The organism is Altericroceibacterium xinjiangense, from assembly GCF_003958635.1.
GTDB lineage: Bacteria > Pseudomonadota > Alphaproteobacteria > Sphingomonadales > Sphingomonadaceae > Altericroceibacterium_A > Altericroceibacterium_A xinjiangense.
This window is the reverse complement of sequence record NZ_RSEK01000003.1, coordinates 261,266-281,945: the sequence shown is the minus strand read 5'-3', so window position 1 is coordinate 281,945 and position 20,680 is coordinate 261,266. Positions and strand designations below refer to the sequence as shown.

Sequence of the window (20,680 nt, the reverse complement as noted above, 5' to 3'; positions counted from 1 at the left end):
CTGGTTTAGCCGAGCTTTCGCACCCGTAGCAGCCGCAACCTGTCAAGCAGGGCGACGAAGCGGGCGAACAGAGGGAATAGCAAGACTGACATCAGTAGCTGAGGCAGGATTAGCGTAAGCTGTATAACCGTGATCGCCGTGCCCGACAGCATGGCTGCAGCCGCCAGATAGGCAGCAATGACGACTGCTGCGGTCAGCCAGTCTTGCCAGAAGCCGCGCCAGGGCAGGCGGTCTTCCAGAAGTTCGATCACGAACAGGGCCATCGAGAACAACAGGATTCCGCTGCCGAACGGCTGTCCGGAAAACAAATCGTCGAACGCACCAAGGGGAACACCCGCCCACAACGGCAGAAGGCCGGGACGCAGCAGGCGCCACGTGACCATCAGCACGAAACCCATCGGCGGCACCACCGGCGCCGATGAGATGATCGGCAGAAGCGGAACCAGCGATCCGAGCAGGATCGAACCCCACGGGATCGCATGGGCCAACAGGGGGGAGTGCGCCCGGTTGATCTTGCTGCCGTAGGCGTCCCGTCTGGAGCGGGGGTTGAGCCGCGAGATCATTCGTCCTCGGCGGCGGTCTGGCCGGACGCCGGCTGATCGCTTGTGGCAGGAGCGGTAGCCCCCGCAGGAGCAGTAACTGGCGCCTCGGCGGAGGTTTCGTCATCGACGATTTCAGCCGGAACCCTCGGCGGCGCATTCAGCGACCGGACGGCCTGCTGTTGCCAGATGGGTTCAATCATGACGAAGTCGGTTGCGGCGGGATTGCTGAGCAGCTGGGCAATGGCGCCGTCACGCGTGATCTGCGTCGCCACGGCGACCGCCATTCCCGGCTGGAAGATACCACCCGCGCCCGAGGTCACGAAAACGTCGCCCGGTTCGATCGGGTTGATCCCGAGATTGATCAGGCGCAGCCGAAGGGAACCGTCCGCCCGGCCTTCCGCAAAGGCGACGGCATCGCCCTGCGCCCTTCGGACGGGTACCATGCTTTCGCTGTCTGTCAGCAAGAGAACGCGTGAACTGCGGCTGCCTGTCTCCAGCACTCGGCCGACGAGCCCCATAGGGGAGGTGACGGGCATTCCCGGTCTGACGCCGTCGCCGCTGCCAGCAGAGATATAGGCAAACCGCCTGGCGCTCGCCGATGTCGAACCGATCAGCCGCGCCACGGCAACGGGTTTTTGCCCTCGGCTGGCGAGTCCCAGCACAGATTTGAGGCGCCGGTTTTCCTGCTTCAATGCCTCCGCTTCGGCCAGCTTTACGCGGGCGAGCTTGACCTCGCGCTGGAGCGCCGCATTCCGGCTGCCCGCACGATAGAATCCGGAAATCGCCTCAAGCACGCCTTGGCTGCCGGTCCGCGCCCTTGCGCCGACTTCGCCAACGGGAGCCGCGACGTCGGTCGCGGCTCCGCGCAATTCGGCAAAGGTCCCGGGACGCCAAAGCGACACGAGCAGCAAGGCGGCGCCGATCAGAGCGCCGATACCGGCGATGACATAGACCGCGAAGACGCCAAGCTGCGCCTTCTTGTTCATTGTCGAGCGGCGGAGTGGCGGCGCCATCTAATCCGCCCTTTCTAAGACACAGATCCCATCATGCGGTCATCAGAACGCCGCGGTACATCGGATCTTCCATTGCGCGGCCCGTGCCAAGCGCAACGCAGGTCAGCGGGTCTTCCGCGACGCTGACCGGCAGACCGGTCTCTTCGCGCAAGTGCGCGTCCAGGCCCTGAATCAGCGCGCCGCCGCCGGTAAGCACGATCCCCTGGTCCACGATGTCGGCAGCGAGCTCGGGCGCGGTGTTCTCCAGCGCGATCCGTACACCTTCGACGATCGCCCCAATGGGCTCGGACAAAGCTTCGGCGACGTTCGCCTGATTGATGGAGATTTCCTTGGGCACGCCGTTGACCAGATCGCGCCCCTTGATGGTGATGAGCTCACCCACGCCGTCAGCGGGAACGGTGGCAATACCGTAGCCCTTCTTGATCCGTTCCGCCGTCGCGTCGCCGATCAGCAGATTATGATGCCGCCGAACATAGGAAACGATCGCCTCGTCCATCTTGTCACCGCCCGTGCGCACGCTGGTGGTGTAGGCAAGGCCTCGCAGCGACAGCACCGCGACTTCCGTCGTGCCGCCGCCGATATCGACCACCATGGAGCCGACAGGCTCGGTCACCGGCATGTCCGCCCCGATCGCGGCAGCCATCGGTTCCAGGATCAGGTAGACCTCGGATGCACCGGCGTTGGAGGCGGCGTCGCGAATCGCGCGACGCTCGACCGAGGTCGAGCCCGACGGCACGCAGATGACGATCTCCGGCGGGCGAAACATGCTGGTCTTCTTGCCATTCACCTTGCGGATGAAGTGCTTGATCATCTCCTCCGCAATTTCGATGTCCGCAATCACGCCGTCGCGCAGCGGACGAATCGCCTCGATGCTGTCGGGCGTCTTGCCCATCATCAGCTTCGCATCGTCGCCCACGGCCTTGACCCGCTTGATGCCGTTAAGGGTTTCGATCGCAACCACGGAAGGCTCATTGAGCACGATGCCGCGATCCTGGACGTAGACCAGCGTGTTGGCCGTGCCCAGATCGATCGCCATGTTCTGGGATCCGAACTTGAAATACCGGGAAAAGAATGAGCTCATCGAGTTATCCGTAGTTTCGGGACTTTACGCGGGTTGCCGCCCAGGACCACCGCGAACGCGGCACAAGTGCGGCTCCTTAACGTGAAGTGCAACCAAAGGCTAAAAAAATTGTGCCCGCAGAAAGGTGTTTTACCCCGATAACCTCGAATTATGGGATTTTCGCCGCTATCGCTCCGGTCGATGCCCATCATTCGCCGCCTCCCTGAAACGCTGATCAACCGCATAGCCGCCGGAGAGGTGGTGGAGCGCCCCGCCGCCGCGCTGAAGGAACTGGTGGAAAACGCCATCGACGCAGGGGCTCGGCGCATCGCGGTGACCATCAGCGAAGGCGGCTTGTCCCGTATCGAAGTGACGGACGACGGTTGCGGCATGGCGCCGGAAGAAATCATCCTCGCGCTGGAACGGCACGCGACCTCGAAGCTGCCGGACGAGGCGATAGAACACGTCCGCACCCTCGGTTTTCGGGGAGAAGCCCTGCCATCGATCGCCAGCGTGGCGCGCCTGACGATCGAGAGCCGCCCCACGGGGGCAAGGCAGGGCTGGAAGCGCACGATCGACCACGGCGACGTACTGGAAGAAGGGCCGGCAGCACTGCCGTTCGGCACCCGGGTGAGGATGGAACAACTGTTCCACCGCATTCCGGCCCGCCGCAAGTTTCTGCGCACGCCGCGCAGCGAGTATGCAGCCTGCCTCGACATCATCCGGCGCCTTGCCATGGCTCGACCGGACATCGGCTTTGTCCTTGAGCACGACGGGCGGCGTATTCTCAACCTCCAGGGCGGGGAAAGCGTGGAATCGCGGGTCGCGCAGATTATCGCGCGCGAACTGGCCGACAACTCTGTCCAGATCGAGTTCCAGAGGGACGCGCTGCACCTCACCGGGCTGGCCGGGCTGCCGACCTACAATCGCGGCGTGGCCGACCACCAGTACCTGTTCGTCAACGGTCGCCCGGTAAAGGACCGGCTGCTGACGGGAGCCGTGCGCGGGGCGTACGCCGACATGCTCGCTCGGGACCGGCACGCGGTGCTGGCATTGTTCCTCCAGCTTCCGCCAGAGGATGTCGACGTCAATGTCCATCCGGCGAAGACCGAAGTGCGCTTTCGCGACGCAAGCGGGGTGCGCGGGTTCATCGTCTCCGGCCTGCGCCGGGCGCTCTCGACTGGGGATCGCCGAAGCGCGCAGGGGCCCGACGCTTCGGCAATGGAGCGATGGCAGCAGGAACCCACACCCTCGGGATCCGCGAATGTGGACTCCTCTCCTGCGCTCCGCTCGATGTTCGATCGCGACTGGACGGTTCATTCGCCCGCCGTGCGAGAAGCAGGGAGCGCATGGCGTGCGCAAGACGAACAAGCCATGGCCGTGCCGCAGGGTCGAGCTGAACCAGCGGAAGAAATGCCGCAAGACGCGGACGAATATCCGCTCGGGATCGCTCGCGGCCAGATCGCAAAGACTTACATCGTGGCCGAAGCGGCGGATGGGCTCGTCCTCGTCGACCAGCACGCCGCGCACGAACGGCTGACGCTTGAGCGCCTGCGCACGGCGGGCGCCCGCGACAAGGTTGCGGCCAGCCAGCCCCTGCTGATGCCTGAAGTGGTCGAACTGGACGAAGCGGATTGCGACCGGTTGGAGGAGCAGGCCAGCCGGTTCGCGGATCTGGGCCTGGCGATTGAGCGCTTCGGCCCCGGCGCCATGCTGGTCCGCGCCTTGCCGCCTGCAATCCGTTCAGGCGACCCCCACAAGCTGCTGCAGGACCTTGCGGACGATCTCGCCCGTCATGGAGAGGCGCTGCTGCTGGACGAAAAAATCGACTATGTCCTTGCCACCATGGCCTGCCACGGATCGGTCAGGGCAGGGCGCACCCTATCCGTCGCGGAGATGAATGCCTTGTTGCGCGAGATGGAGCGGACTCCTCGTTCCGGCCAGTGCAATCACGGCCGTCCCACATGGGTGAAACTTTCAATGGGGGATGTCGAGAAGCTATTTGGCCGTAAATAGAAGCACTTACACCAATAGGCACCATTCCGCCACTTCAGGGTGGAACTACCGTGGTTTGTCACCGGCAGGTGGACCTCCCGCCCAAAGCCACACCATTTCCATGATTGCGAATGTCTGCAAACGACCCATTGCAGACATTCGCGCCATCCGATCTATTGGCGCGATGAGCACTCTGGTTCTTCGCTACATGCCTGACCCCGCCGACGAAGTGGGGCAACTCTGGTTCGACGTGCGAACCGCTCAGTTTTCAGGTTCCGGGTTCTTCTGGTCCAATCTGAACGAGTTGCCGGGGATTATCTCCAAGCTCGAAAGCTATCCTCTCGGGGACTCCGCCGAATGGATTTGGGGATATGGCCAAGCGGAAGAGCCGGATGCTGTTCTTAGCCTTCGGGTCGAGCAATCCAGCCCGACAGGAGACCTGAAGGTTCGCGTCGGGATCAGAGACCTTTACGAGCCAGAGCACTTCCTGCGCTCGACCTTCCAGACCGACTACGCCTCACTGGAGGCGCTGCGGCATGAGTTGGTCCAGATGCGTGAGCATCGGGCAGGCGAAGCTGTCTTGAGCGGCAACTGACGAGTGTCGCCTTTCCACCCATCGCGGACATTCGCTGTTTTCTGCTCCCACTTCGGTGAAACTTTCAATGGGGGATGTCGAGAAGCTGTTCGGGCGGAAATGACACCTTCGGCCCAGACCCTGTTGGTAGCCCGGACCCTGTTGAAGCATCCCGCTGAGTGCAAAGTCGACCTCAGGCCGCGTGCGGACACTGCGTCTGGCTGATCGGAGGCGACCCCTCCGATGCAGCCTCCACCTCCTCTCGGCGGCGTTCTAACGATAGCCGCGCGCCCGTGCGCTAGTGCGCTTTTCCGCTGAGCGAATCGGGATCCTGGATGATCCGGTAGCGAGCAAGGAACAGACCGAAGAGACCGAACAACAACAGCCCGAGCGCAATCAGCGTATGAACAATCCCCTGATCCCCCAGTGAACCCAGCGCTTCCCCCAGAGTTTTGACTTCTGCGCTGCTGGAGAACCAGGCCGAGCGGATCAAGGACCAGCCGATCACTGCGAACACGGCACCGCGCGCGGCGTAGCCGGCCCGGCCGAAGTACTCGACGAAATCCGGTGCGCGCGGCGAGATACGCCGCATGAAATCACCGGTCGCGGCCTTCTTCAGCTGGTCAAAGGCCGAAGCGAGGAAAAACAGCCCGATCAAACCGATGGCTAACCCGCCGAGATCAACGGATAGAGCTGTCTGCGCCGCTTCCTGCGCCTGCGCTCCGTCACCGGAGGCGCTCTGACGCGCCCCCGTCGCGAACTGGAACGCAGCATAAGCAAGCACGAGGTTGGCAATGCCGCTGACGCCATGCGCAAACCGGTGTGCCGCACCTTTCGCATCACTCCCGTAGTGTTCGAAATCAAACAGAGCCGAACCCAGCCGGAACAATGCATAACCTAACAAGCCGACGGCACAGACGAACAGGAGCGTGGTGCCGAGCGGAAGGTCCTGCAGGTATTCCAGGCTTCCCCTGGTCCCTTCGGTCTTCCACGGGGTAACGAGGGCAAGGTAGCCGATCAGGATGTAAACAACGCCTCGGGTGCCAAACCCCAGCCGTGCCAGCCAGCGAAACTTCTCAGACTTGTCTACCATCGCACTCTCCGCCTGTAAGAGAACAACAACGAAGAAGCGGCCGAGTGGTGCCGGACGGGCTAACGGGTGCGCTTGACGTAAAGCTGACCGTCCTGGCGCCGCTCCAGCTTGAAGTTCTCGCTCGCGGCGCGAACCAGATCGGACAAGCGCTTGTAGCCGTGATTTCGGACATCGAAGCTGGAGCGGTTGCCAGCGATCTGACCGACTTCGTGCAACCGGGCGAATCCCTCGTCGTCGCGGCTCGCGGCTTTCCATGCGCCGCCGAGCAGATCGATCAGATCCTGATCGAACGTCTGATCACCGCCTTTGCCTTCCTCGGCCGACGACGTGCGGATCAGCTGGTCGACGTCGATGTAGCGGGTGCAGGCGGTACGAAACGGCTCGGGCGCCTTTTCGCTGCCGAAGCCGTAGACGATCAGCCCGTCCTGCCGAAGGCGGGTGACAAGCGGAGTGAAGTCACTGTCCGAGCTCATGATACCGAACCCGTCGACCTTGCCGTCATAAAGCAGGTCGATCGCATCGATCGTCATGGCCATGTCAGTGGCGTTCTTGCCTCGGGTGAGGTCGAACTGCTGGATCGGCTGCAAGCCGAACCGATGGCTGACCTTGTTCCAGTTGGCGAGCGCGGGCTTGGCCCAGTTGCCGTAAGCGCGGCGGATGTTCACCTGGCCAAGCTCAGCCAGCACAGTCAGAACCGGGTCTATCCCGTGGTGGCTGGCGTTGTCTGCATCGATCAGCAGGGCGATGTTCTTGAGAGGAGCTTCAGGCATCGCGGCTCCATAGCCCGTGGTCCCGAAGTGGCAAGGGACGCGCGGGCAAGAGGCTGCCCGAAGGCAGCCTCTTCGATGCGTCAGGCCGGGGAGTATTCCCCGGTGTCTTCGTCCAGCAGGTGCAGAACGCCGTCCGAAATTGCGAAGAAAGCCCCCCGCAGCTTCAGCTTGCCCCGGCTTTCCAGCTCATGCACGCAAGGGAAGGTGCGCAGGTTCGCCAGGCTGGCCTTGACCCCGGCTTGCTCCATTGCGCGTTCCGCATCGCGCCCTTCGGTGCCGTATTCCCGCACCACCGACTCACGCGCCCCATCCAGCAGGCCGATCCAGTCGACAATGAAGCCGCCACGGCCCGGTTCGGTGCCATGAAGCTCCTGCGTGAGCGCGGCCTTGCACCCGCCGCACTTTCCGTGACCCATGACCACGATTTCCCGCACCTTCAGTGCCTGTACGGCGAATTCCAGCGCGGCCGAAACGCCGTGGTGGCCGGGCGTCGTTTCGAACGGCGGCACCATGGCCGCAACGTTGCGGACAACAAAGATGTCGCCGGGATCGACGTCGAAAATCTGCGCAGGGTCGACCCGGCTGTCGGAACAGGCGATCACCATCACGCGGGGCTCTTGTCCTTCGCCCAACGCGGCCCAGCGTTCCTGGCGGGGATTCCATGCGCTTTCGCGAAAGCGGCGGTAGCCTTCAACAAGGCCGGCGAGTTCTAGACTTGGGGTTATGCTCATGCCCATATGATGCCGAGCAGGATTGCCTCTGGCAAGGGCCTTGCCTAAGTGGGCGGTGATGAACGACATGTCTGCAGCCCCGCGGCCCGAGCCCCGGCGTAAACCCGACTGGATCCGGGTGAAGGCCCCGGTGAGCAAAGGCTATCACGAAACGCGCGCCTTGATGCGCGAGTTGAATCTCAACACGGTGTGCGAGGAAGCCGCCTGCCCCAACATCGGGGAGTGCTGGACCAAGAAGCACGCCACGGTGATGATCCTGGGCGATACCTGCACCCGGGCCTGCGCATTCTGCAACGTCAAAACCGGGATGCCCGGCGCGGTCGATCCGCTTGAACCGGAACACGTCGCTGCCGCCGCGGCCCGGCTGGGGCTGGAACACATCGTGGTGACCTCAGTCGATCGGGACGATCTGCCCGATGGCGGGGCAGGGCAGTTCGTCCGCGTGATAGAGGCGTTGCGGCGCGAAACCCCCGCGACTACGATCGAGATCCTGACGCCCGATTTCCGCGGGAAGATGCGTGCAGCGGTGGAAGCGATCTGCGCCGCACGGCCGGACGTCTACAACCACAACCTTGAAACCGTGCCGCGGCTTTACCCGACGATCCGCCCGGGTGCCCGCTACTACGCTTCCCTCCGCCTGCTGGAGGAAGTGAAAGCGCATGATCCGCTGATCTTCACCAAGTCGGGCGTGATGCTCGGCCTGGGTGAGGCGCGTCTGGAAGTGCACCAGGTGATGGACGACATGCGCTCCGCCGATGTCGACTTCCTGACCATGGGCCAGTACCTCCAGCCCACACCTAAGCACGCCAAGGTCGAGGAATTCGTACCTCCCAAGACGTTCGAGGCCTATGGCGCGGTCGCCCGGGCCAAGGGGTTCCTGCAGGTCGCCTCCAGCCCGCTCACTCGCTCCAGCTATCATGCGGGGGAGGATTTTGCCCAAATGCGCTCTGCTCGCGAAGCCAGGCTGAACAAGCTGAAGGGGAAGAGCTGATGCCCGGAATTCAGGAAACTCGCCGTCTCCCCTACAGTGCGGAGCAGATGTTCGATCTCGTCGCGGACGTGGATCGGTACCCGGAATTCCTTCCGTGGGTCATCGCCACCCGCGTTCGATCTGATGGGGAGAATGCGATGGTTGCCGACATGCTGGTCGGCTTCAAGGCACTGCGTGAAAAATTCACGTCGCGAGTGGAAAAGGACCGTCCGCACTCGATCCGTGTTCAGTACGTGGACGGACCGCTGCGGGACCTGGATAACCACTGGGTTTTCCGACCGCTGGAGGATGGTGGCTGCGAAATCGACTTCAACGTAGATTTCGCGTTCAAGAACAAGATGTTCGAGATGATTGCCGGCCAGTACTTCGACCGGGCATTCCGCAAGATGGTCAACGCGTTCGAGACACGCGCGGACGAACTTTACGGCAACAAAAGCTCCAGCGCGCAAAGCGTCGCCTGACGGCGCACCTCGGCGCGGTCAGTCGCGTCGAAGGCTTTCGATTCCGCTTCCGGGTCTTCCTGGCCGCGGACCGCGCGGGCGAACACCACGGTTCCGACCGGCTTCTGATCGGTCCCGCCCCCGGGGCCGGCGATGCCGCTGATGGCAATCGCGATGTCCGCATTGCTGTGCTCGAGCGCGCCGGTCGCCATCGCGTAGACGCAAGCGATGGAAACCGCGCCGAAGGTGGCGATCAGGTCCTCGGCCACGCCGAGCATCTGCTGCTTGGCCTCATTGGAATAGGTGACAAACGATCGGTCGAGCACGGCGGAAGAACCCGGCACTTCAGTGATGGCCGCGGCGACCAGTCCTCCGGTGCAGCTTTCCGCAAGTGCAATCGTTCGCCCTGCAGCCGCGTTCTCCGTCACTACCCTGCACGCGAGGTCGTAAATTTCGGGCGGGAGAAGCGAAGCGGTCACGGCTGGGCAGGATCGCAGATCGGGAACTCATCCGGCTTTACGAGCGAAAGGACGAACGCCGTTATCGCTCCTGTCTGGGCCGGGTCGAGGGGGGCGAGCAGAGATATCCCGCGCTCGATCTGGGCGCAGCTGGAAAGCTGGATGGCTTCCGTGAGCTTCTGCACGATCAATGCGTCGAGCACGGGGCGGACCGCCTGGTCGGGCAACTGGCGCAAGGTTGAAAAGATTTGGCGCTGCTCAGCTGTTTGCGACGGCGCGCTCTCCGCGATTTTCATCAGCGCGCTGCGGGCGACCTGCCAGTTCTGCGGTGCCAGTGCGGCATAGCGGGAGGAAAGACCCGGCCCCTCCTGAGCAAGAAAGCCGTCGGGCCGCAGTTCCGCGCCGCACTTCGCCTGCACTCCCGCGAGCACCGGCGGAACCGCGTAGACAGTGATCGCTGCGATTTCCGGCTGTGAAAGGCAAGCTTGCGCCGCTGCTATTTGCGGCTGGACCGTCAGGGCCGCAGCACCCGCCGCTGCCAGAATCTTCGCTTTCATCCGTTCCTCGTCTCAGCCGCGCAGCACTGTCGCGATCGCCTGTGCGGCGATCCCTTCGCCGCGGCCGGTGAATCCAAGCCGTTCGGTGGTGGTCGCCTTCACACTTACCTGTTTCGCCTCAACGCGCAGGAGAGCGGCAAGTTTCGTCCGCATCGCATCGCGGTGAGGACCGATCTTGGGCGCTTCGCAGATAATCGTCAGATCGACGTTGCCGACCCGATAGCCGGCCTCGTCAAGCAGCCTGACGGCATGTTCGACGAACTGGTCGGAGCGCGCGCCCTTCCATCGCGGATCGCTGGGCGGGAAATGCTGGCCGATATCGCCCAGCGCCGCCGCCCCCAGCAAGGCGTCCACCACCGCGTGCAGCGCCACATCGGCGTCGCTGTGACCGGAAAGTCCCTTGGCGTGCGGGATCAGCAGCCCCGCCAGCCACAGTTCCTCCCCGTCCACCAGGCGGTGGACATCGAAGCCGATCCCGGTGCGGGCTTCGGGTGCTGCCGCCATAAAGTCCTCGGCATAGGTCAACTTGCGCAGCCGTTCGTCTCCCTCAATCAGCGCCACCGTCTGCCCCGCCGCGGCGAGCACTTGCGCGTCGTCGCCCGCGTCCCGGTCGCTGCGCCAACCGCGATGGGCGGCAAGTATGTCCTGGAAGCGGAATGCCTGCGGGGTCTGCACCCGGCGCAGTTCCTCACGCGCGGCGGTTCCAGCCATCAAGCCATCCTGAAATCGGGCAAGACTATCGACCACAGGTAAAACGGGAATGGCCCCTGGATGTTCGCTGAGCGCGTCCAGCAGGCGTCCGGTCACCGCCAGCGGCAACTTGGGACGCGCGGCATCGTGGATAAGGACATGGTGCGGCGCGTCTGCACTCAGGTTTTCAAGCGCCCGGCAGACGGACTCCTGCCGCGTGGCGCCGCCAATTACGAGGCGCACCGGGATCCCCGCCAGCGCCTCGGCTGCCACTTGCTCTGCGCCTTCGGGAATGGCGACAATGATCGGATTGGCTCCGGCCAAGTGGAGCGATTCAGCGGAATGCCGCACTACTGGCTTGCCGCGCCACAAGGCGAACTGTTTCGGGATGGGCTGACCGGCTCGCAGCCCCTTGCCGGCGGCGACGATCACGGCGGCAAAGCATACCGGCTGCGTTGGGGAAGGGGCCATGGCGGGCCCGCTAGCGGCTTGCGGCACCCCTCGCAATCTTCTATGCGCCTGCCCATATTTTAGGCACATGACACAGATGACCCCGCTTCCACCTCCGCCGGCGCTGAAGCCGATCGACGTCGGCCCAATCCGGATCGATTGCCCTGTCGTGCTCGCCCCCATGACCGGCGTGACCGACTTGCCGTTTCGTACGCTCGTGCGCCGGTACGGCTCAGGTCTCAACGTGACGGAGATGATCGCGAGCGAAGCGATGATCCGCGAAACCCGTCAGTCGCTGCAGAAGACTGCTTGGGACGCGATCGAGGAACCCGTCTCGATGCAGCTCGTCGGGTGCGATCCTTCTTCCATGGCGGAAGCCGCTCGGCTCAATGAGGATCGCGGCGCCGCGATCATTGATATCAATTTCGGCTGCCCGGTGCGCAAGGTGGTGAACGGCTTCGCCGGATCAGCCTTGATGCGGGAGGTGCCGCTTGCGATCCGGCTGATGGAGGCCACGGTGAAAGCTGTCTCCGTTCCCGTCACGGTCAAGATGCGGATGGGGTGGGATCATGCCAGCCTCAACGCGCCCGAACTGGCGCGCATCGCGGAAGATCTGGGGGTGAAGATGATCACCGTCCACGGCCGCACGCGCAACCAGATGTACAAGGGCAGCGCCGACTGGGCGTTCATCCGCAAAGTGAAGGACGCCGTGTCTATCCCGGTGATCGTCAACGGCGACATCTGCGGGATCGACGACGCAGCCGACGCGCTGGAGCAGAGCGGCGCCGACGGCGTGATGATCGGGCGCGGCGCGTATGGCAAACCCTGGCTACTGGGGCAGGTCATGCACTGGTGGAAGACTGGCGAACGGTTGCCCGCGCCGGGGTATGCAGAACAATATGCCGTACTCACAGAGCATTACCGATCGATGCTCAACCATTATGGCAAAGAAGCCGGAGTCCGCATCGCCCGCAAGCACCTCGGCTGGTACACCAAGGGCCTCCATGGGTCGGCTGAGTTCAGAAACTACGTGAACTTCATTGACGATGCCGATCAAGTGCTTGGCGAACTGGAACGGTTCTATGAGCCTTTTCTCCAGCGTCAGGCCGCGTGATCCAGGCCCCCGATGCGCGAGAGCAGATCGCCGGGCTGACTTTCGCGCTGATCCTGCTTTCGCCTGACCTGGTGATCCGCGAAGTCAATCCCGCGGCCGAGAACCTGCTCGGCATCAGCGCGCGCCGTCTCATCGGGCAATCCTTGTTCGCCGTGTTCGAGCCCGGAGAGCAACGCGTGCGCGAAAAGCTGGAGGAAGGGGACGCACAGATCGCGGCTCGCTCGCTCGAGATCCGCGTCGGCGAGCGGGTGCTCGAGGTCAACCTGACGATGTCGCCCCTGCCTCACTCCGCCGGGTGGCGTATCGTGACGCTGTCGGATGCGGGGCAGGGGGACTTGATGGAAGGCAAGGCGCAGGGGGCCCTGCGCGGCCCTGCCGTTCTGGCGCACGAGATCAAGAATCCGCTGTCGGCCATCCGTGGGGCCGCCCAGTTGCTCGCCCGCAATCTAGAGGAGAGCGACCGTGCGCTGACCAGCATCGTGGTGGACGAAGTGGATCGGATCGCGCAGCTGATCGACCGGATGCAGCGCTTGGGGCGCGAACAGCCAGAACCGGTTGGGCCGGTGAACCTGCATGAAGCGATCCGGCGAGCCTGCGCCACTTTGCGGGCCGCCGATGGGTCCGTCCCGGTGCGGGAGGAGTTTGATCCGTCGCTTCCGCGAGTCCTCGCCAACGAAGGGGCGCTGGTCCAGGTGATGGTCAATCTGCTGGTCAACGCGCGGGACGCCTGCCGGGGCGTGCGCAATCCGGAAATCGTCATCCGAACCCGGTTCGTCAGCGGCCTGGTGGTGAACTTGATCCGGCTGGGACAGCCGGTGCAATTGCCGATTGAAATCCAGGTGAGCGACAATGGCCCCGGGATCGATGCCGCCTTGCGCGGTCACATCTTCGAACCGTTCGTCTCCAGCAAGCAGAATGGGCAGGGCCTGGGCCTGGCGCTGGTGAACAAGCTCGTGCGGGACATGAGCGGGCGCGTCAGCCACGACCGGGACGAAGGAAAGGGGCAGACGCACTTCCGCGTGCACCTGCCGACGGCCCAATGAGACGAGGACCCTCCGAATGACCAGGCGTGCCTTGCTGGTAGAAGACGACCCCGCCATCGCCAGGATCATCACCGCAGCGCTTCGGGCCGAAGGCTTCGAAGTCGATTGCTGTGGGGCAATCCGCCTGCGGGATGGGCTGCTGGCTCGCCATCGCTACGACGTGATGCTGACGGACGTGATGCTGGAAGACGGTGACGGTATCGCCACCCTGCCGGATGTCCGCAGCGCGTGCCCCGATCTGCCCATCATAATTCTCTCGGCGCAGAACACGCTCGACACGGCAGTTCGCGCCAGCGACACGGGTGCGTTCGAATACTTTCCCAAGCCGTTCGACCTGGACGAGCTTGTTCGTGCCGCCCTGCAGGCGTCGGAGCGGAAAAACGCCACAACGGCATCCGACCCGCAACCCGAAACCCTGCCGCTGATCGGCCGCAGCCCGGCGATGCAGGATGTCTACCGGATGATCACTCGGGTGCTGCGCAATGACCTGAGCGTACTCATCCTCGGCGAATCCGGGACGGGCAAGGAACTCGTGGCCGAAGCGATCCACCAGCTGGGGCACCGCAAGGATGGCCCGTTCGTCGCTGTAAACACCGCAGCGATCCCGCGGGAGCTGATCGAAAGCGAGTTGTTCGGGCACGAGAAGGGCGCCTTCACCGGGGCGGTTACTCGCAGCATCGGCAAGTTCGAGCAGGCGAACGGCGGAACGTTGTTTCTCGACGAGATCGGCGACATGCCGGCCGAAGCACAGACCCGGCTGCTGCGTGCACTTCAGTCCAGTCGAATTCGGCGGGTGGGGGCGCGCGATGAAATCGCGATCGACATTCGAGTCATCGCTGCGACTAATCGCGATCTCGCCCCGATGATCGCCGACGGGCGATTTCGGGAGGACTTGTTCTACCGCCTCAACGTAGTGCCGATACACCTGCCACCGCTGCGGGATCGGCTGGACGACATCGAGCCGCTGACTCACCACTTCCTGCATCAGGCTGCCGAAGAAGGGCTGCCGTCGCGGCGGCTGGCGGCGGAAGGCGGCGAGCTGCTGCGCTCCCTGCCGTGGCGCGGCAATGTACGCGAGCTGCGCAACTTCGCCTACCGGCTGGCTCTGCTCGCCAGGGAGGAGACAGTCGACGCCGCAGCGATTTCTGCGTTGCTGGAAGAAATCCCCGACGCTTCGCCTGCACCGGTACAAGGGAGTATCGCCGGTGCACTCGACCGCTGGCTGGCCGAGGCGGCTCCTGCGCCGGGGACGCTGTACCACTCTGCACTCGCGGCCTTCGAACGTCCGTTGTTCGAGCGAGTGCTGGAAGAAACCGGCGGCAATCAACTGAAGGCGGCTCAGGTACTTGGGATCAACCGCAATACCCTGAGAAAGCGGTTGTCCGACCTTGCGATTGACCCGGACCGAAATTCCCGCCGGCCCTGATCACAAACAGCTTGCAAATGGGCAACAGGCCCGTTGTAACTCCGCAACGATGGGCAACCCCGTGCCAGCTGCCGAAATGATCGGACCGGTAAGGCGCACACCGCGCTGGCGGCGCCATGCCCTGGTGGCCGCGCGCCGGATAAACCTGTACGCTTGGCTTGAGATCCTTGCCGGTGTCGGCCTGCTGACGATGGCCGGGGCGTCCTATCTTGCGCTTTCGGAATCGCCGCGCACGGGGCTGATGCCGTCCGGCCAGGCAGCGGCGCTGCTGATCGGCACGCTGATCCCCGCGATGGCGCTTCTGGTGCTGCGAGGCCGACGGCTCGCAATCCGCAAGGCCGGCGACAAGACGGCCCGGCTGCACGTACGTCTGGTGTTCTTCTTCTCGCTGGTGGCCGCGATCCCGACCTTGCTGGTCGCCTTGTTCGCCAGCATCATGTTCCAGTCCGGCGTGGAGTTCTGGTTTTCCGATTCCTCTCGCGGGATCGTGGAAAACGCCAATCATCTGGCGCGCGGCTACTATGACCAGAACCAGCGGGATGTCGGCAACGAAACCGTGGCGATGGCCAGCGACTTGCGATTCTACCTCCAGCGGGAGCCAATCACGAGCCCGGACTTCGCGGAGGACTACTCCCTTCATGTGCTTTACCGCAAGCTGAGTAAAAGCGCGATTTTGCAGCAGGAGCCTTCGGGCGAACTGCGCATCGTCGGCATCGTCGATCCGGACGAGAACTCCGATCCCCAACGCGTTTCACCCGAGATCATAGCCTCGCTCAAGGCCGGTGAGCCGGTTGTGGTCAAGGCAAGTCAGGACCGGATCGAAGCCGTTACTCCGATCGACCGGGAAGCCGGGCTGTATCTTTACAACGCGCGCGATTCCGATGTCCGGGCGCTGAGCCAGTGGAAGCGCGCCCAAAGCGTGCTACAGGCCTATGAGGCTCTTACCGCCAGCACGCGGACCCTGCAGTTGCGGTTCAATCTGGCGCTGTTCGCTGTGTCCCTTGCCCTTGTGTGGCTGTCGGTGTGGTTTGCCCTGCGCTTCGCTGACCGTCAGGTGCGGCCGCTGACGCAGCTTGTCGGCGTGGCCCGCGAGGTAGGCGGCGGCAACTACGCCGTCCGGGTAGAGGGACGCACCGGGCCGGACGAAATCGGGCTGCTCAACCGCGCTTTCAACCGGATGACATCGCAGATCCAGCAGCAGAACACCGCGCTGGTCGGCGCCAACCGTCAGCTGGATGAGCGGAGAGCCTTCATCGAGGCGGTGCTCGAGTCGATCACGGCGGGGATTGTCTCAATTGATCGGAGCGGGCTTATCCTGCTGATGAACAGCTCGGCCCAGGAACTGCTCCTCGGCAGCACTGGCCCTGCGTCGGTGGGCATGAAGCTGGAGGATATAGCACCGGAAATCGATGTCCTTCTGAAAAGCGGGAAGGGCACCGGCCTTGTCCAGTATGACCGGTCTGGCGAATTGCTGACGCTGGCGGTCAAGCTGTCCCCCGCCACGGAAGGCTGTGTGATCACTTTCGAGGACATTACCCGGCAATTGCTGGATCAGCGGCGCGCCGCGTGGTCCGATGTCGCGCGCAGGATCGCGCACGAGATCAAGAATCCGCTAACCCCGATCCAGCTCGCGACCGAACGGCTTAACCGCCGCTACCGTAAGCAGATCCAGACGGACGGCGAACTGTTTGAGGAACTGACCAGCACGATCATTCGCCAGGTTGGAGGCCTGAGGAAGATGGTGGATGAGTTTTCCTCCTTCGCTCGGCTGCCGAAGCCGGTGTTCCGGCATGAAAATCCCGTCGACCTCGTCCGCCAGGCCCTGTTCCTTCAGGAAGTGGCCCGGTCCGGGATCGATTTCCGGTTCACTGCGCATGGCGACATTCCTCAAGTGGAATGCGACCGGCATCAGTTCGGCCAGGCGATGACCAACGTGCTGAAGAACGCCAGCGAAGCGGTCGAAGCGCGCGCGCGCCAGCAGGAAGCGGACTATCGCGGAGCGATCGCAGTGGAAGTCGCAGCCGATGACCAGTATTTGACGGTGACCGTGTCCGACAACGGCATCGGCTTGCCAAAGGGCGGGGAGCGGATCCTGGAACCCTACTTCACGACGCGGGAAAAGGGCACCGGGCTCGGCCTCGCGATCGTGAACAAGATTGTCGAGGAGCATTCGGGAGATATGGGCTTTGCACCCGCTCCCGGTGGCGGAACGCGCGTGACACTGCGCTTTGCACTCCACCCGCTGGCGGAGAGTGCAGGAAGCGAAGCGGCCGAATGAACAGTGAGAGGAAACGATAATGGCGCTCGACATCCTGGTGGTGGACGACGAGCAGGATATTCGCGAACTGGTGGCCGGCGTCCTGTCGGATGAGGGGTATGAGTGTCGCACGGCAGGCGATAGCACCTCGGCGCTGGCGGCGATCGATGAACGCCGGCCCAGTCTGGTGCTGCTGGATGTGTGGCTGCATGGCAGCCCGATGGACGGGCTCGAGGTGCTTGATGCCATCAAGCTGCGCGAGCCGCAGCTTCCGGTCATCATCTTCTCCGGCCACGGAAACATCGATACGGCGGTCTCTGCCGTAAGCCGGGGCGCGATGGACTTCATCGAGAAGCCGTTCGAGGCCGAAAGGCTGCTCCTGCTGGTTGAGCGGGCGACCGAGACCGAACGCCTCAGGCGGGAAAACGCGCGGCTGCGCGAAGGGTTTTCCCGGTACGAAGGCTTCACCGGCAATTCGCCCGTAATCAACCAAGTCCGCGCCACGTTGAAACGTGTCGCCAACACCGGTAGCCGAGTGCTGATTACCGGGCCGGCCGGGGCGGGCAAGGAAGTCGCCGCCCGGCTGCTGCATTCCTGGAGCCCGCGTGCCGACAAGGCCTTTGTCACGGTCAATTCCGCCCGGATCACGCCCGAGCGGTTCGAGGCGGAATTGTTCGGCGAGGAAGCCGAGGGCAAGCTGGTCCGCCCGGGACTGCTGGAAATGGCAGATGGCGGGACGCTCTATTTCGACGAAGTCGCCGACATGCCTGCCAGCACTCAGGCCCGGATCCTGCGCGTGCTGACGGACCAGAGCTTCGTGCGGGCAGGGGGCAACCGGCAGATCGGGGCGGATGTGCGGGTAGTTTCCTCCAGTTCCCGGGATCTTCAGCGGGAAATCGAGGAAAAGCGCTTCCGGGAAGACTTGTTCTACCGGCTCAACGTCGTGCCGGTCGCCGTACCTTCCTTGTCTGACCGGCGTGACGATATACCGGCTCTGGCGGACCACTTCTTCACCCGGTTCGCACGCGAACAAGGGCTGCCGGCGCCGGACATCACGTCGGAGGCGATAACCGCAATGCAGGCCTACGACTGGCCCGGCAACGTGCGCCAGTTGCGCAATGTCGTGGAACGGACCGTCATCCTTGCTCCGCGAGACCGGATGGACAGGATTGAACCGGACATGCTGCCGGAGGAAGTCACCGGAGGCTCATCGGAAAACGGAGCGGGAATCTCGTCGCTGCTGGGCGTCCCGCTACGCGAAGCGCGCGAGAGCTTCGAACGGGAATACCTGCGCATCCAGATTCGCCGTTTTTCGGGAAACATCTCGAAGACTGCGGGGTTCATCGGAATGGAACGGTCCGCCTTGCATCGGAAGCTCAAGCTTTTGGGTATGGGAGAGCGGGAAGACAACGGAAAAGGCTAGACACGCGGCCCGGAAACAGGCGGAATACCCCTGGGAGTTGGAAGAGGTGACTGGAGCCACACCGCGGACCGCAAACGCGGCCGCCAAGAAATGAAAGTCAGGAAATGACCAAGGAAAAGCTGACCGCCCGTCCCCGACCCGCTCCGGCTCCTACCCCGGCACCTGCAGCTGCGACCGCAGGGGGCCAGAAAGCGGCGAACCTCCAGGACCAGTTTCTCAACTATCTTCGCCGGGAGAAAATCCCGGTCACGATGTTCCTGGTAAAAGGCGTGAAGCTACAGGGCATCGTAACCTGGTTCGACAACTTCTCGATCCTGCTGCGCCGCGATGGTCAGTCGCAATTGGTCTACAAGCACGCCATTTCCACGATCATGCCCGGCCACCCGGTCGATGCACAGATCTTCGGCGGCGGCGGGGAAGCAAAGAAGCCGCGGCTGCTGCAAGACGTGTTCCTGTCCCGGGTCCGCGATGCCGGAGTGCAGGTGACCATGTTCCTGGTGAACGGGGTCATGCTGCAGGGGCGCATTGCTGCCTATGACTTGTTCTGCACCCTGCTCGAAAGGGAAGGATACGTGCAGCTCGCGTACAAGCACGCAGTTTCCACCATTCAGCCGGCGTCGGCGGTGGATCTGATGACCGATGCGGATGACGATGGGGAGGACGGGCGCTGAGCGCGGAACCGGAAGAGGAAGTCGCCCGCGGCGCGCGGGCCTTGGTGGTTTGCCCGGATATCCGCGGACGCCGTGGCTCCGCGGAAGATCCGGAAGTCCGTCTGGAAGAGGCGAAGGGATTGGCGCTGGCGATCGGGATAGTCGTCGCCGACGCGTTCATCGTGCCCATCCGCGACGTACGCCCCGCCACCTTGTTCGGCGAAGGGCAGATCGAGCGGATAGCAACGGCTTGCGAACAGGGCGAGGCCGAGCTGGTAATCGTCGATGGATCGCTGTCTGCCATTCAGCAGCGCAATCTCGAAGACAAGCTGAAGCGCAAGGTGATCGACCGCACAGGCCTGATCCTGGAGATTTTCGGAGAGCGCGCCGCCACCGCCGAAGGGCGCCTGCAAGTGGAGCTGGCGCATCTCGATTACCAGGCCAGTCGCCTCGTGCGGAGCTGGACTCACCTCGAGCGGCAGCGCGGCGGCTTCGGATTCCTCGGTGGTCCGGGCGAAACGCAGATCGAGGCTGACCGGCGCCTGATCCGGGGCCGCATGGCCAAGTTGCGGCGGGAACTGGAGCAAGTCCGCCGAACGCGTGCGCTGCACCGGGACCGGCGGGGAAGGGCGCCATGGCCGGTCATCGCGCTGGTCGGCTATACCAACGCCGGGAAGTCCACGTTGTTCAACCGCCTGACCGGCGCGGAAGTGATGGCCGAAGACATGCTGTTCGCCACGCTGGATCCGACCATGCGCGCCATCCGCCTGCCTGGAGTCGAGAAGGCAATCCTGTCGGACACCGTCGGATTCATCTCCGATCTTCCGACGCAGCTGGTCGCGGCGTTTCGCGCCACGCTTGAGGAAGTCACGGCCGCGGATGTGATCGTGCACGTCCGCGACATTGCGAACCCCGACACCGCCATGCAGAAGCGGCAGGTGCTGGAAGTGCTGACTGACCTGGAAATCCTCGACGGCGAGGGCGGGGAAAGCGCTATTCCGATCGTCGAAGTGTGGAACAAGTGGGACTTGCTGTCAGAGGAGCGCCGGGAAGAACTGCAGGGCGCCGCGGACGCGCAGGACGATGTGATCCCAATTTCGGCCGAGGACGGATTTGGTGTGGATCGGCTGCTGAACGATCTCAGCAAACGACTGACCACCGGCGCGCGTCGGCACACGATCACTCTGCCGGCGAGCGATGGCCAAAAGATTGCCTGGCTTCACGCCCACGGAGAAGTGCTGGAGGAAGAAGACGCAGGCGAGGGGTCGACCGGTCCTCTCCGGCGCATTGAAGTGCGCCTGACGGACAAGGAGTACGGCCGCTTTGAAGCAATGGAGGAATAAGGCTCTGGCGCTTGTCGGCTCAGAACATCTCAGGACGGACGGTCTGAACGGGTCGCGAGA

At 63.6% G+C, this 20,680-nt stretch carries 20 protein-coding genes; 11 read left to right on the top strand and 9 right to left on the bottom strand.

Features of this window, described 5'->3' with window-relative positions; all coding sequences use genetic code 11:
* Nucleotides 1–5: 5 nt before the first annotated feature.
* From ELY13_RS05315 to ELY13_RS05305, 3 genes are read right to left on the bottom strand one after another with little or no spacing between them, the layout of a single operon-like run.
* Entirely contained in the window at nucleotides 6–563 is a 558-nt protein-coding gene (locus ELY13_RS05315; RefSeq protein WP_164549700.1) for a rod shape-determining protein MreD, read from the bottom strand.
* Nucleotides 560–1,528, bottom strand: coding sequence for a rod shape-determining protein MreC (gene mreC, locus ELY13_RS05310; RefSeq protein WP_241233548.1), 969 nt, complete (start codon nucleotides 1,526–1,528; stop codon nucleotides 560–562). Before mreC ends, ELY13_RS05315 begins: the two co-directional genes overlap by 4 nt.
* A 58-nt stretch (nucleotides 1,529–1,586) precedes the next feature.
* On the bottom strand, nucleotides 1,587–2,636 hold the full coding sequence (locus ELY13_RS05305) for a rod shape-determining protein (protein ID WP_126172846.1): 1,050 nt from the start codon (nucleotides 2,634–2,636) through the stop codon (nucleotides 1,587–1,589).
* Between the two features lie 180 nt (nucleotides 2,637–2,816).
* Here ELY13_RS05305 and mutL point away from each other — a divergent pair, with 180 nt between their 5' ends.
* Both mutL and ELY13_RS05295 read left to right on the top strand, forming a co-directional pair.
* Entirely contained in the window at nucleotides 2,817–4,631 is a 1,815-nt protein-coding gene (gene mutL / locus ELY13_RS05300; protein ID WP_126172845.1) for a DNA mismatch repair endonuclease MutL, read from the top strand.
* Nucleotides 4,632–4,794: 163 nt separating this feature from the next.
* Entirely contained in the window at nucleotides 4,795–5,205 is a 411-nt protein-coding gene (locus ELY13_RS05295) for a hypothetical protein (RefSeq protein WP_126172844.1), read from the top strand.
* 277 nt (nucleotides 5,206–5,482) lie between these two features.
* On the opposite strand, the gene ELY13_RS05290 is transcribed toward ELY13_RS05295, so the two are convergent.
* The 3 genes from ELY13_RS05290 to ELY13_RS05280 all read right to left on the bottom strand — a co-directional run bounded on the left by ELY13_RS05290 (nucleotide 5,483) and on the right by ELY13_RS05280 (nucleotide 7,778).
* Nucleotides 5,483–6,277: a DUF1206 domain-containing protein gene (locus tag ELY13_RS05290; protein WP_126172843.1), complete on the bottom strand. Its 795-nt coding sequence runs from the start codon at nucleotides 6,275–6,277 to the stop codon at nucleotides 5,483–5,485.
* Nucleotides 6,278–6,336: 59 nt separating this feature from the next.
* Entirely contained in the window at nucleotides 6,337–7,047 is a 711-nt protein-coding gene (locus ELY13_RS05285) for an NYN domain-containing protein (protein WP_126172842.1), read from the bottom strand.
* A gap of 80 nt (nucleotides 7,048–7,127) precedes the next feature.
* Complete coding sequence (locus tag ELY13_RS05280) at nucleotides 7,128–7,778, bottom strand: carbonic anhydrase (RefSeq protein WP_126172841.1); 651 nt, start codon at nucleotides 7,776–7,778, stop codon at nucleotides 7,128–7,130.
* 58 nt (nucleotides 7,779–7,836) lie between these two features.
* On the opposite strand from ELY13_RS05280, the gene lipA reads away from it, so the two are divergent.
* A complete protein-coding gene (gene lipA, locus ELY13_RS05275; RefSeq protein WP_126172840.1) occupies nucleotides 7,837–8,769 on the top strand; it encodes a lipoyl synthase in 933 nt (310 codons plus the stop codon).
* Nucleotides 8,769–9,230 carry a type II toxin-antitoxin system RatA family toxin gene (locus tag ELY13_RS05270; protein WP_126172839.1) on the top strand — a complete coding sequence of 154 codons (462 nt, stop codon included), beginning with the start codon at nucleotides 8,769–8,771 and terminating at the stop codon, nucleotides 9,228–9,230. The genes lipA and ELY13_RS05270 overlap by 1 nt, the downstream gene beginning before the upstream one ends.
* On the opposite strand, the gene ELY13_RS05265 is transcribed toward ELY13_RS05270, so the two are convergent.
* The 3 genes from ELY13_RS05265 to ELY13_RS05255 are packed head-to-tail and all read right to left on the bottom strand — an operon-like array spanning nucleotide 9,191 to nucleotide 11,385.
* Entirely contained in the window at nucleotides 9,191–9,688 is a 498-nt protein-coding gene (locus ELY13_RS05265) for a CinA family protein (protein ID WP_126172838.1), read from the bottom strand. The genes ELY13_RS05270 and ELY13_RS05265 overlap by 40 nt on opposite strands.
* On the bottom strand, nucleotides 9,685–10,224 hold the full coding sequence (locus ELY13_RS05260) for a hypothetical protein (RefSeq protein WP_126172837.1): 540 nt from the start codon (nucleotides 10,222–10,224) through the stop codon (nucleotides 9,685–9,687). Before ELY13_RS05260 ends, ELY13_RS05265 begins: the two co-directional genes overlap by 4 nt.
* Nucleotides 10,225–10,236: 12 nt before the next feature.
* Nucleotides 10,237–11,385 carry a bifunctional 2-C-methyl-D-erythritol 4-phosphate cytidylyltransferase/2-C-methyl-D-erythritol 2,4-cyclodiphosphate synthase gene (locus tag ELY13_RS05255; protein WP_126172836.1) on the bottom strand — a complete coding sequence of 383 codons (1,149 nt, stop codon included), beginning with the start codon at nucleotides 11,383–11,385 and terminating at the stop codon, nucleotides 10,237–10,239.
* A gap of 76 nt (nucleotides 11,386–11,461) precedes the next feature.
* On the opposite strand from ELY13_RS05255, the gene dusB reads away from it, so the two are divergent.
* The 7 genes from dusB (at nucleotide 11,462) to hflX (ending at nucleotide 20,620) form a co-directional block, all read left to right on the top strand.
* Entirely contained in the window at nucleotides 11,462–12,478 is a 1,017-nt protein-coding gene (dusB, locus tag ELY13_RS05250; protein ID WP_126172899.1) for a tRNA dihydrouridine synthase DusB, read from the top strand.
* Nucleotides 12,475–13,521, top strand: coding sequence for a two-component system sensor histidine kinase NtrB (locus ELY13_RS05245; RefSeq protein ID WP_126172835.1), 1,047 nt, complete (start codon nucleotides 12,475–12,477; stop codon nucleotides 13,519–13,521). The genes dusB and ELY13_RS05245 overlap by 4 nt, the downstream gene beginning before the upstream one ends.
* A 16-nt stretch (nucleotides 13,522–13,537) precedes the next feature.
* On the top strand, nucleotides 13,538–14,947 hold the full coding sequence (locus tag ELY13_RS05240; RefSeq protein WP_126172834.1) for a sigma 54-interacting transcriptional regulator: 1,410 nt from the start codon (nucleotides 13,538–13,540) through the stop codon (nucleotides 14,945–14,947).
* A gap of 76 nt (nucleotides 14,948–15,023) precedes the next feature.
* Nucleotides 15,024–17,225 carry a sensor histidine kinase gene (locus ELY13_RS05235; protein WP_126172833.1) on the top strand — a complete coding sequence of 734 codons (2,202 nt, stop codon included), beginning with the start codon at nucleotides 15,024–15,026 and terminating at the stop codon, nucleotides 17,223–17,225.
* Between the two features lie 19 nt (nucleotides 17,226–17,244).
* Nucleotides 17,245–18,627, top strand: a complete 1,383-nt coding sequence (gene ntrX, locus ELY13_RS05230; RefSeq protein WP_126172832.1) for a nitrogen assimilation response regulator NtrX — start codon at nucleotides 17,245–17,247, stop codon at nucleotides 18,625–18,627.
* A 104-nt stretch (nucleotides 18,628–18,731) separates the two neighbouring features.
* Nucleotides 18,732–19,298, top strand: a complete 567-nt coding sequence (hfq, locus tag ELY13_RS05225) for an RNA chaperone Hfq (RefSeq protein WP_126172831.1) — start codon at nucleotides 18,732–18,734, stop codon at nucleotides 19,296–19,298.
* Complete coding sequence (gene hflX / locus ELY13_RS05220) at nucleotides 19,295–20,620, top strand: GTPase HflX (protein WP_126172830.1); 1,326 nt, start codon at nucleotides 19,295–19,297, stop codon at nucleotides 20,618–20,620. The genes hfq and hflX overlap by 4 nt, the downstream gene beginning before the upstream one ends.
* Nucleotides 20,621–20,680: the final 60 nt, after the last annotated feature.

What these genes read in the sequence shown, in the direction of transcription:
- ELY13_RS05315 (WP_164549700.1), bottom strand. Translation starts at nt 563, where the DNA reads ATGATCTCGCGGCTCAACCCCCGCTCCAGACGGGACGCCTACGGCAGC.
- mreC (WP_241233548.1), bottom strand. Translation starts at nt 1,528, where the DNA reads ATGAACAAGAAGGCGCAGCTTGGCGTCTTCGCGGTCTATGTCATCGCC.
- ELY13_RS05305 (WP_126172846.1), bottom strand. Translation starts at nt 2,636, where the DNA reads ATGAGCTCATTCTTTTCCCGGTATTTCAAGTTCGGATCCCAGAACATG.
- mutL (WP_126172845.1), top strand. Translation starts at nt 2,817, where the DNA reads ATGCCCATCATTCGCCGCCTCCCTGAAACGCTGATCAACCGCATAGCC.
- ELY13_RS05295 (WP_126172844.1), top strand. Translation starts at nt 4,795, where the DNA reads ATGAGCACTCTGGTTCTTCGCTACATGCCTGACCCCGCCGACGAAGTG.
- ELY13_RS05290 (WP_126172843.1), bottom strand. Translation starts at nt 6,277, where the DNA reads ATGGTAGACAAGTCTGAGAAGTTTCGCTGGCTGGCACGGCTGGGGTTT.
- ELY13_RS05285 (WP_126172842.1), bottom strand. Translation starts at nt 7,047, where the DNA reads ATGCCTGAAGCTCCTCTCAAGAACATCGCCCTGCTGATCGATGCAGAC.
- ELY13_RS05280 (WP_126172841.1), bottom strand. Translation starts at nt 7,778, where the DNA reads ATGAGCATAACCCCAAGTCTAGAACTCGCCGGCCTTGTTGAAGGCTAC.
- lipA (WP_126172840.1), top strand. Translation starts at nt 7,837, where the DNA reads ATGAACGACATGTCTGCAGCCCCGCGGCCCGAGCCCCGGCGTAAACCC.
- ELY13_RS05270 (WP_126172839.1), top strand. Translation starts at nt 8,769, where the DNA reads ATGCCCGGAATTCAGGAAACTCGCCGTCTCCCCTACAGTGCGGAGCAG.
- ELY13_RS05260 (WP_126172837.1), bottom strand. Translation starts at nt 10,224, where the DNA reads ATGAAAGCGAAGATTCTGGCAGCGGCGGGTGCTGCGGCCCTGACGGTC.
- ELY13_RS05255 (WP_126172836.1), bottom strand. Translation starts at nt 11,385, where the DNA reads ATGGCCCCTTCCCCAACGCAGCCGGTATGCTTTGCCGCCGTGATCGTC.
- dusB (WP_126172899.1), top strand. Translation starts at nt 11,462, where the DNA reads ATGACCCCGCTTCCACCTCCGCCGGCGCTGAAGCCGATCGACGTCGGC.
- ELY13_RS05240 (WP_126172834.1), top strand. Translation starts at nt 13,538, where the DNA reads ATGACCAGGCGTGCCTTGCTGGTAGAAGACGACCCCGCCATCGCCAGG.
- ELY13_RS05235 (WP_126172833.1), top strand. Translation starts at nt 15,024, where the DNA reads ATGATCGGACCGGTAAGGCGCACACCGCGCTGGCGGCGCCATGCCCTG.
- ntrX (WP_126172832.1), top strand. Translation starts at nt 17,245, where the DNA reads ATGGCGCTCGACATCCTGGTGGTGGACGACGAGCAGGATATTCGCGAA.
- hfq (WP_126172831.1), top strand. Translation starts at nt 18,732, where the DNA reads ATGACCAAGGAAAAGCTGACCGCCCGTCCCCGACCCGCTCCGGCTCCT.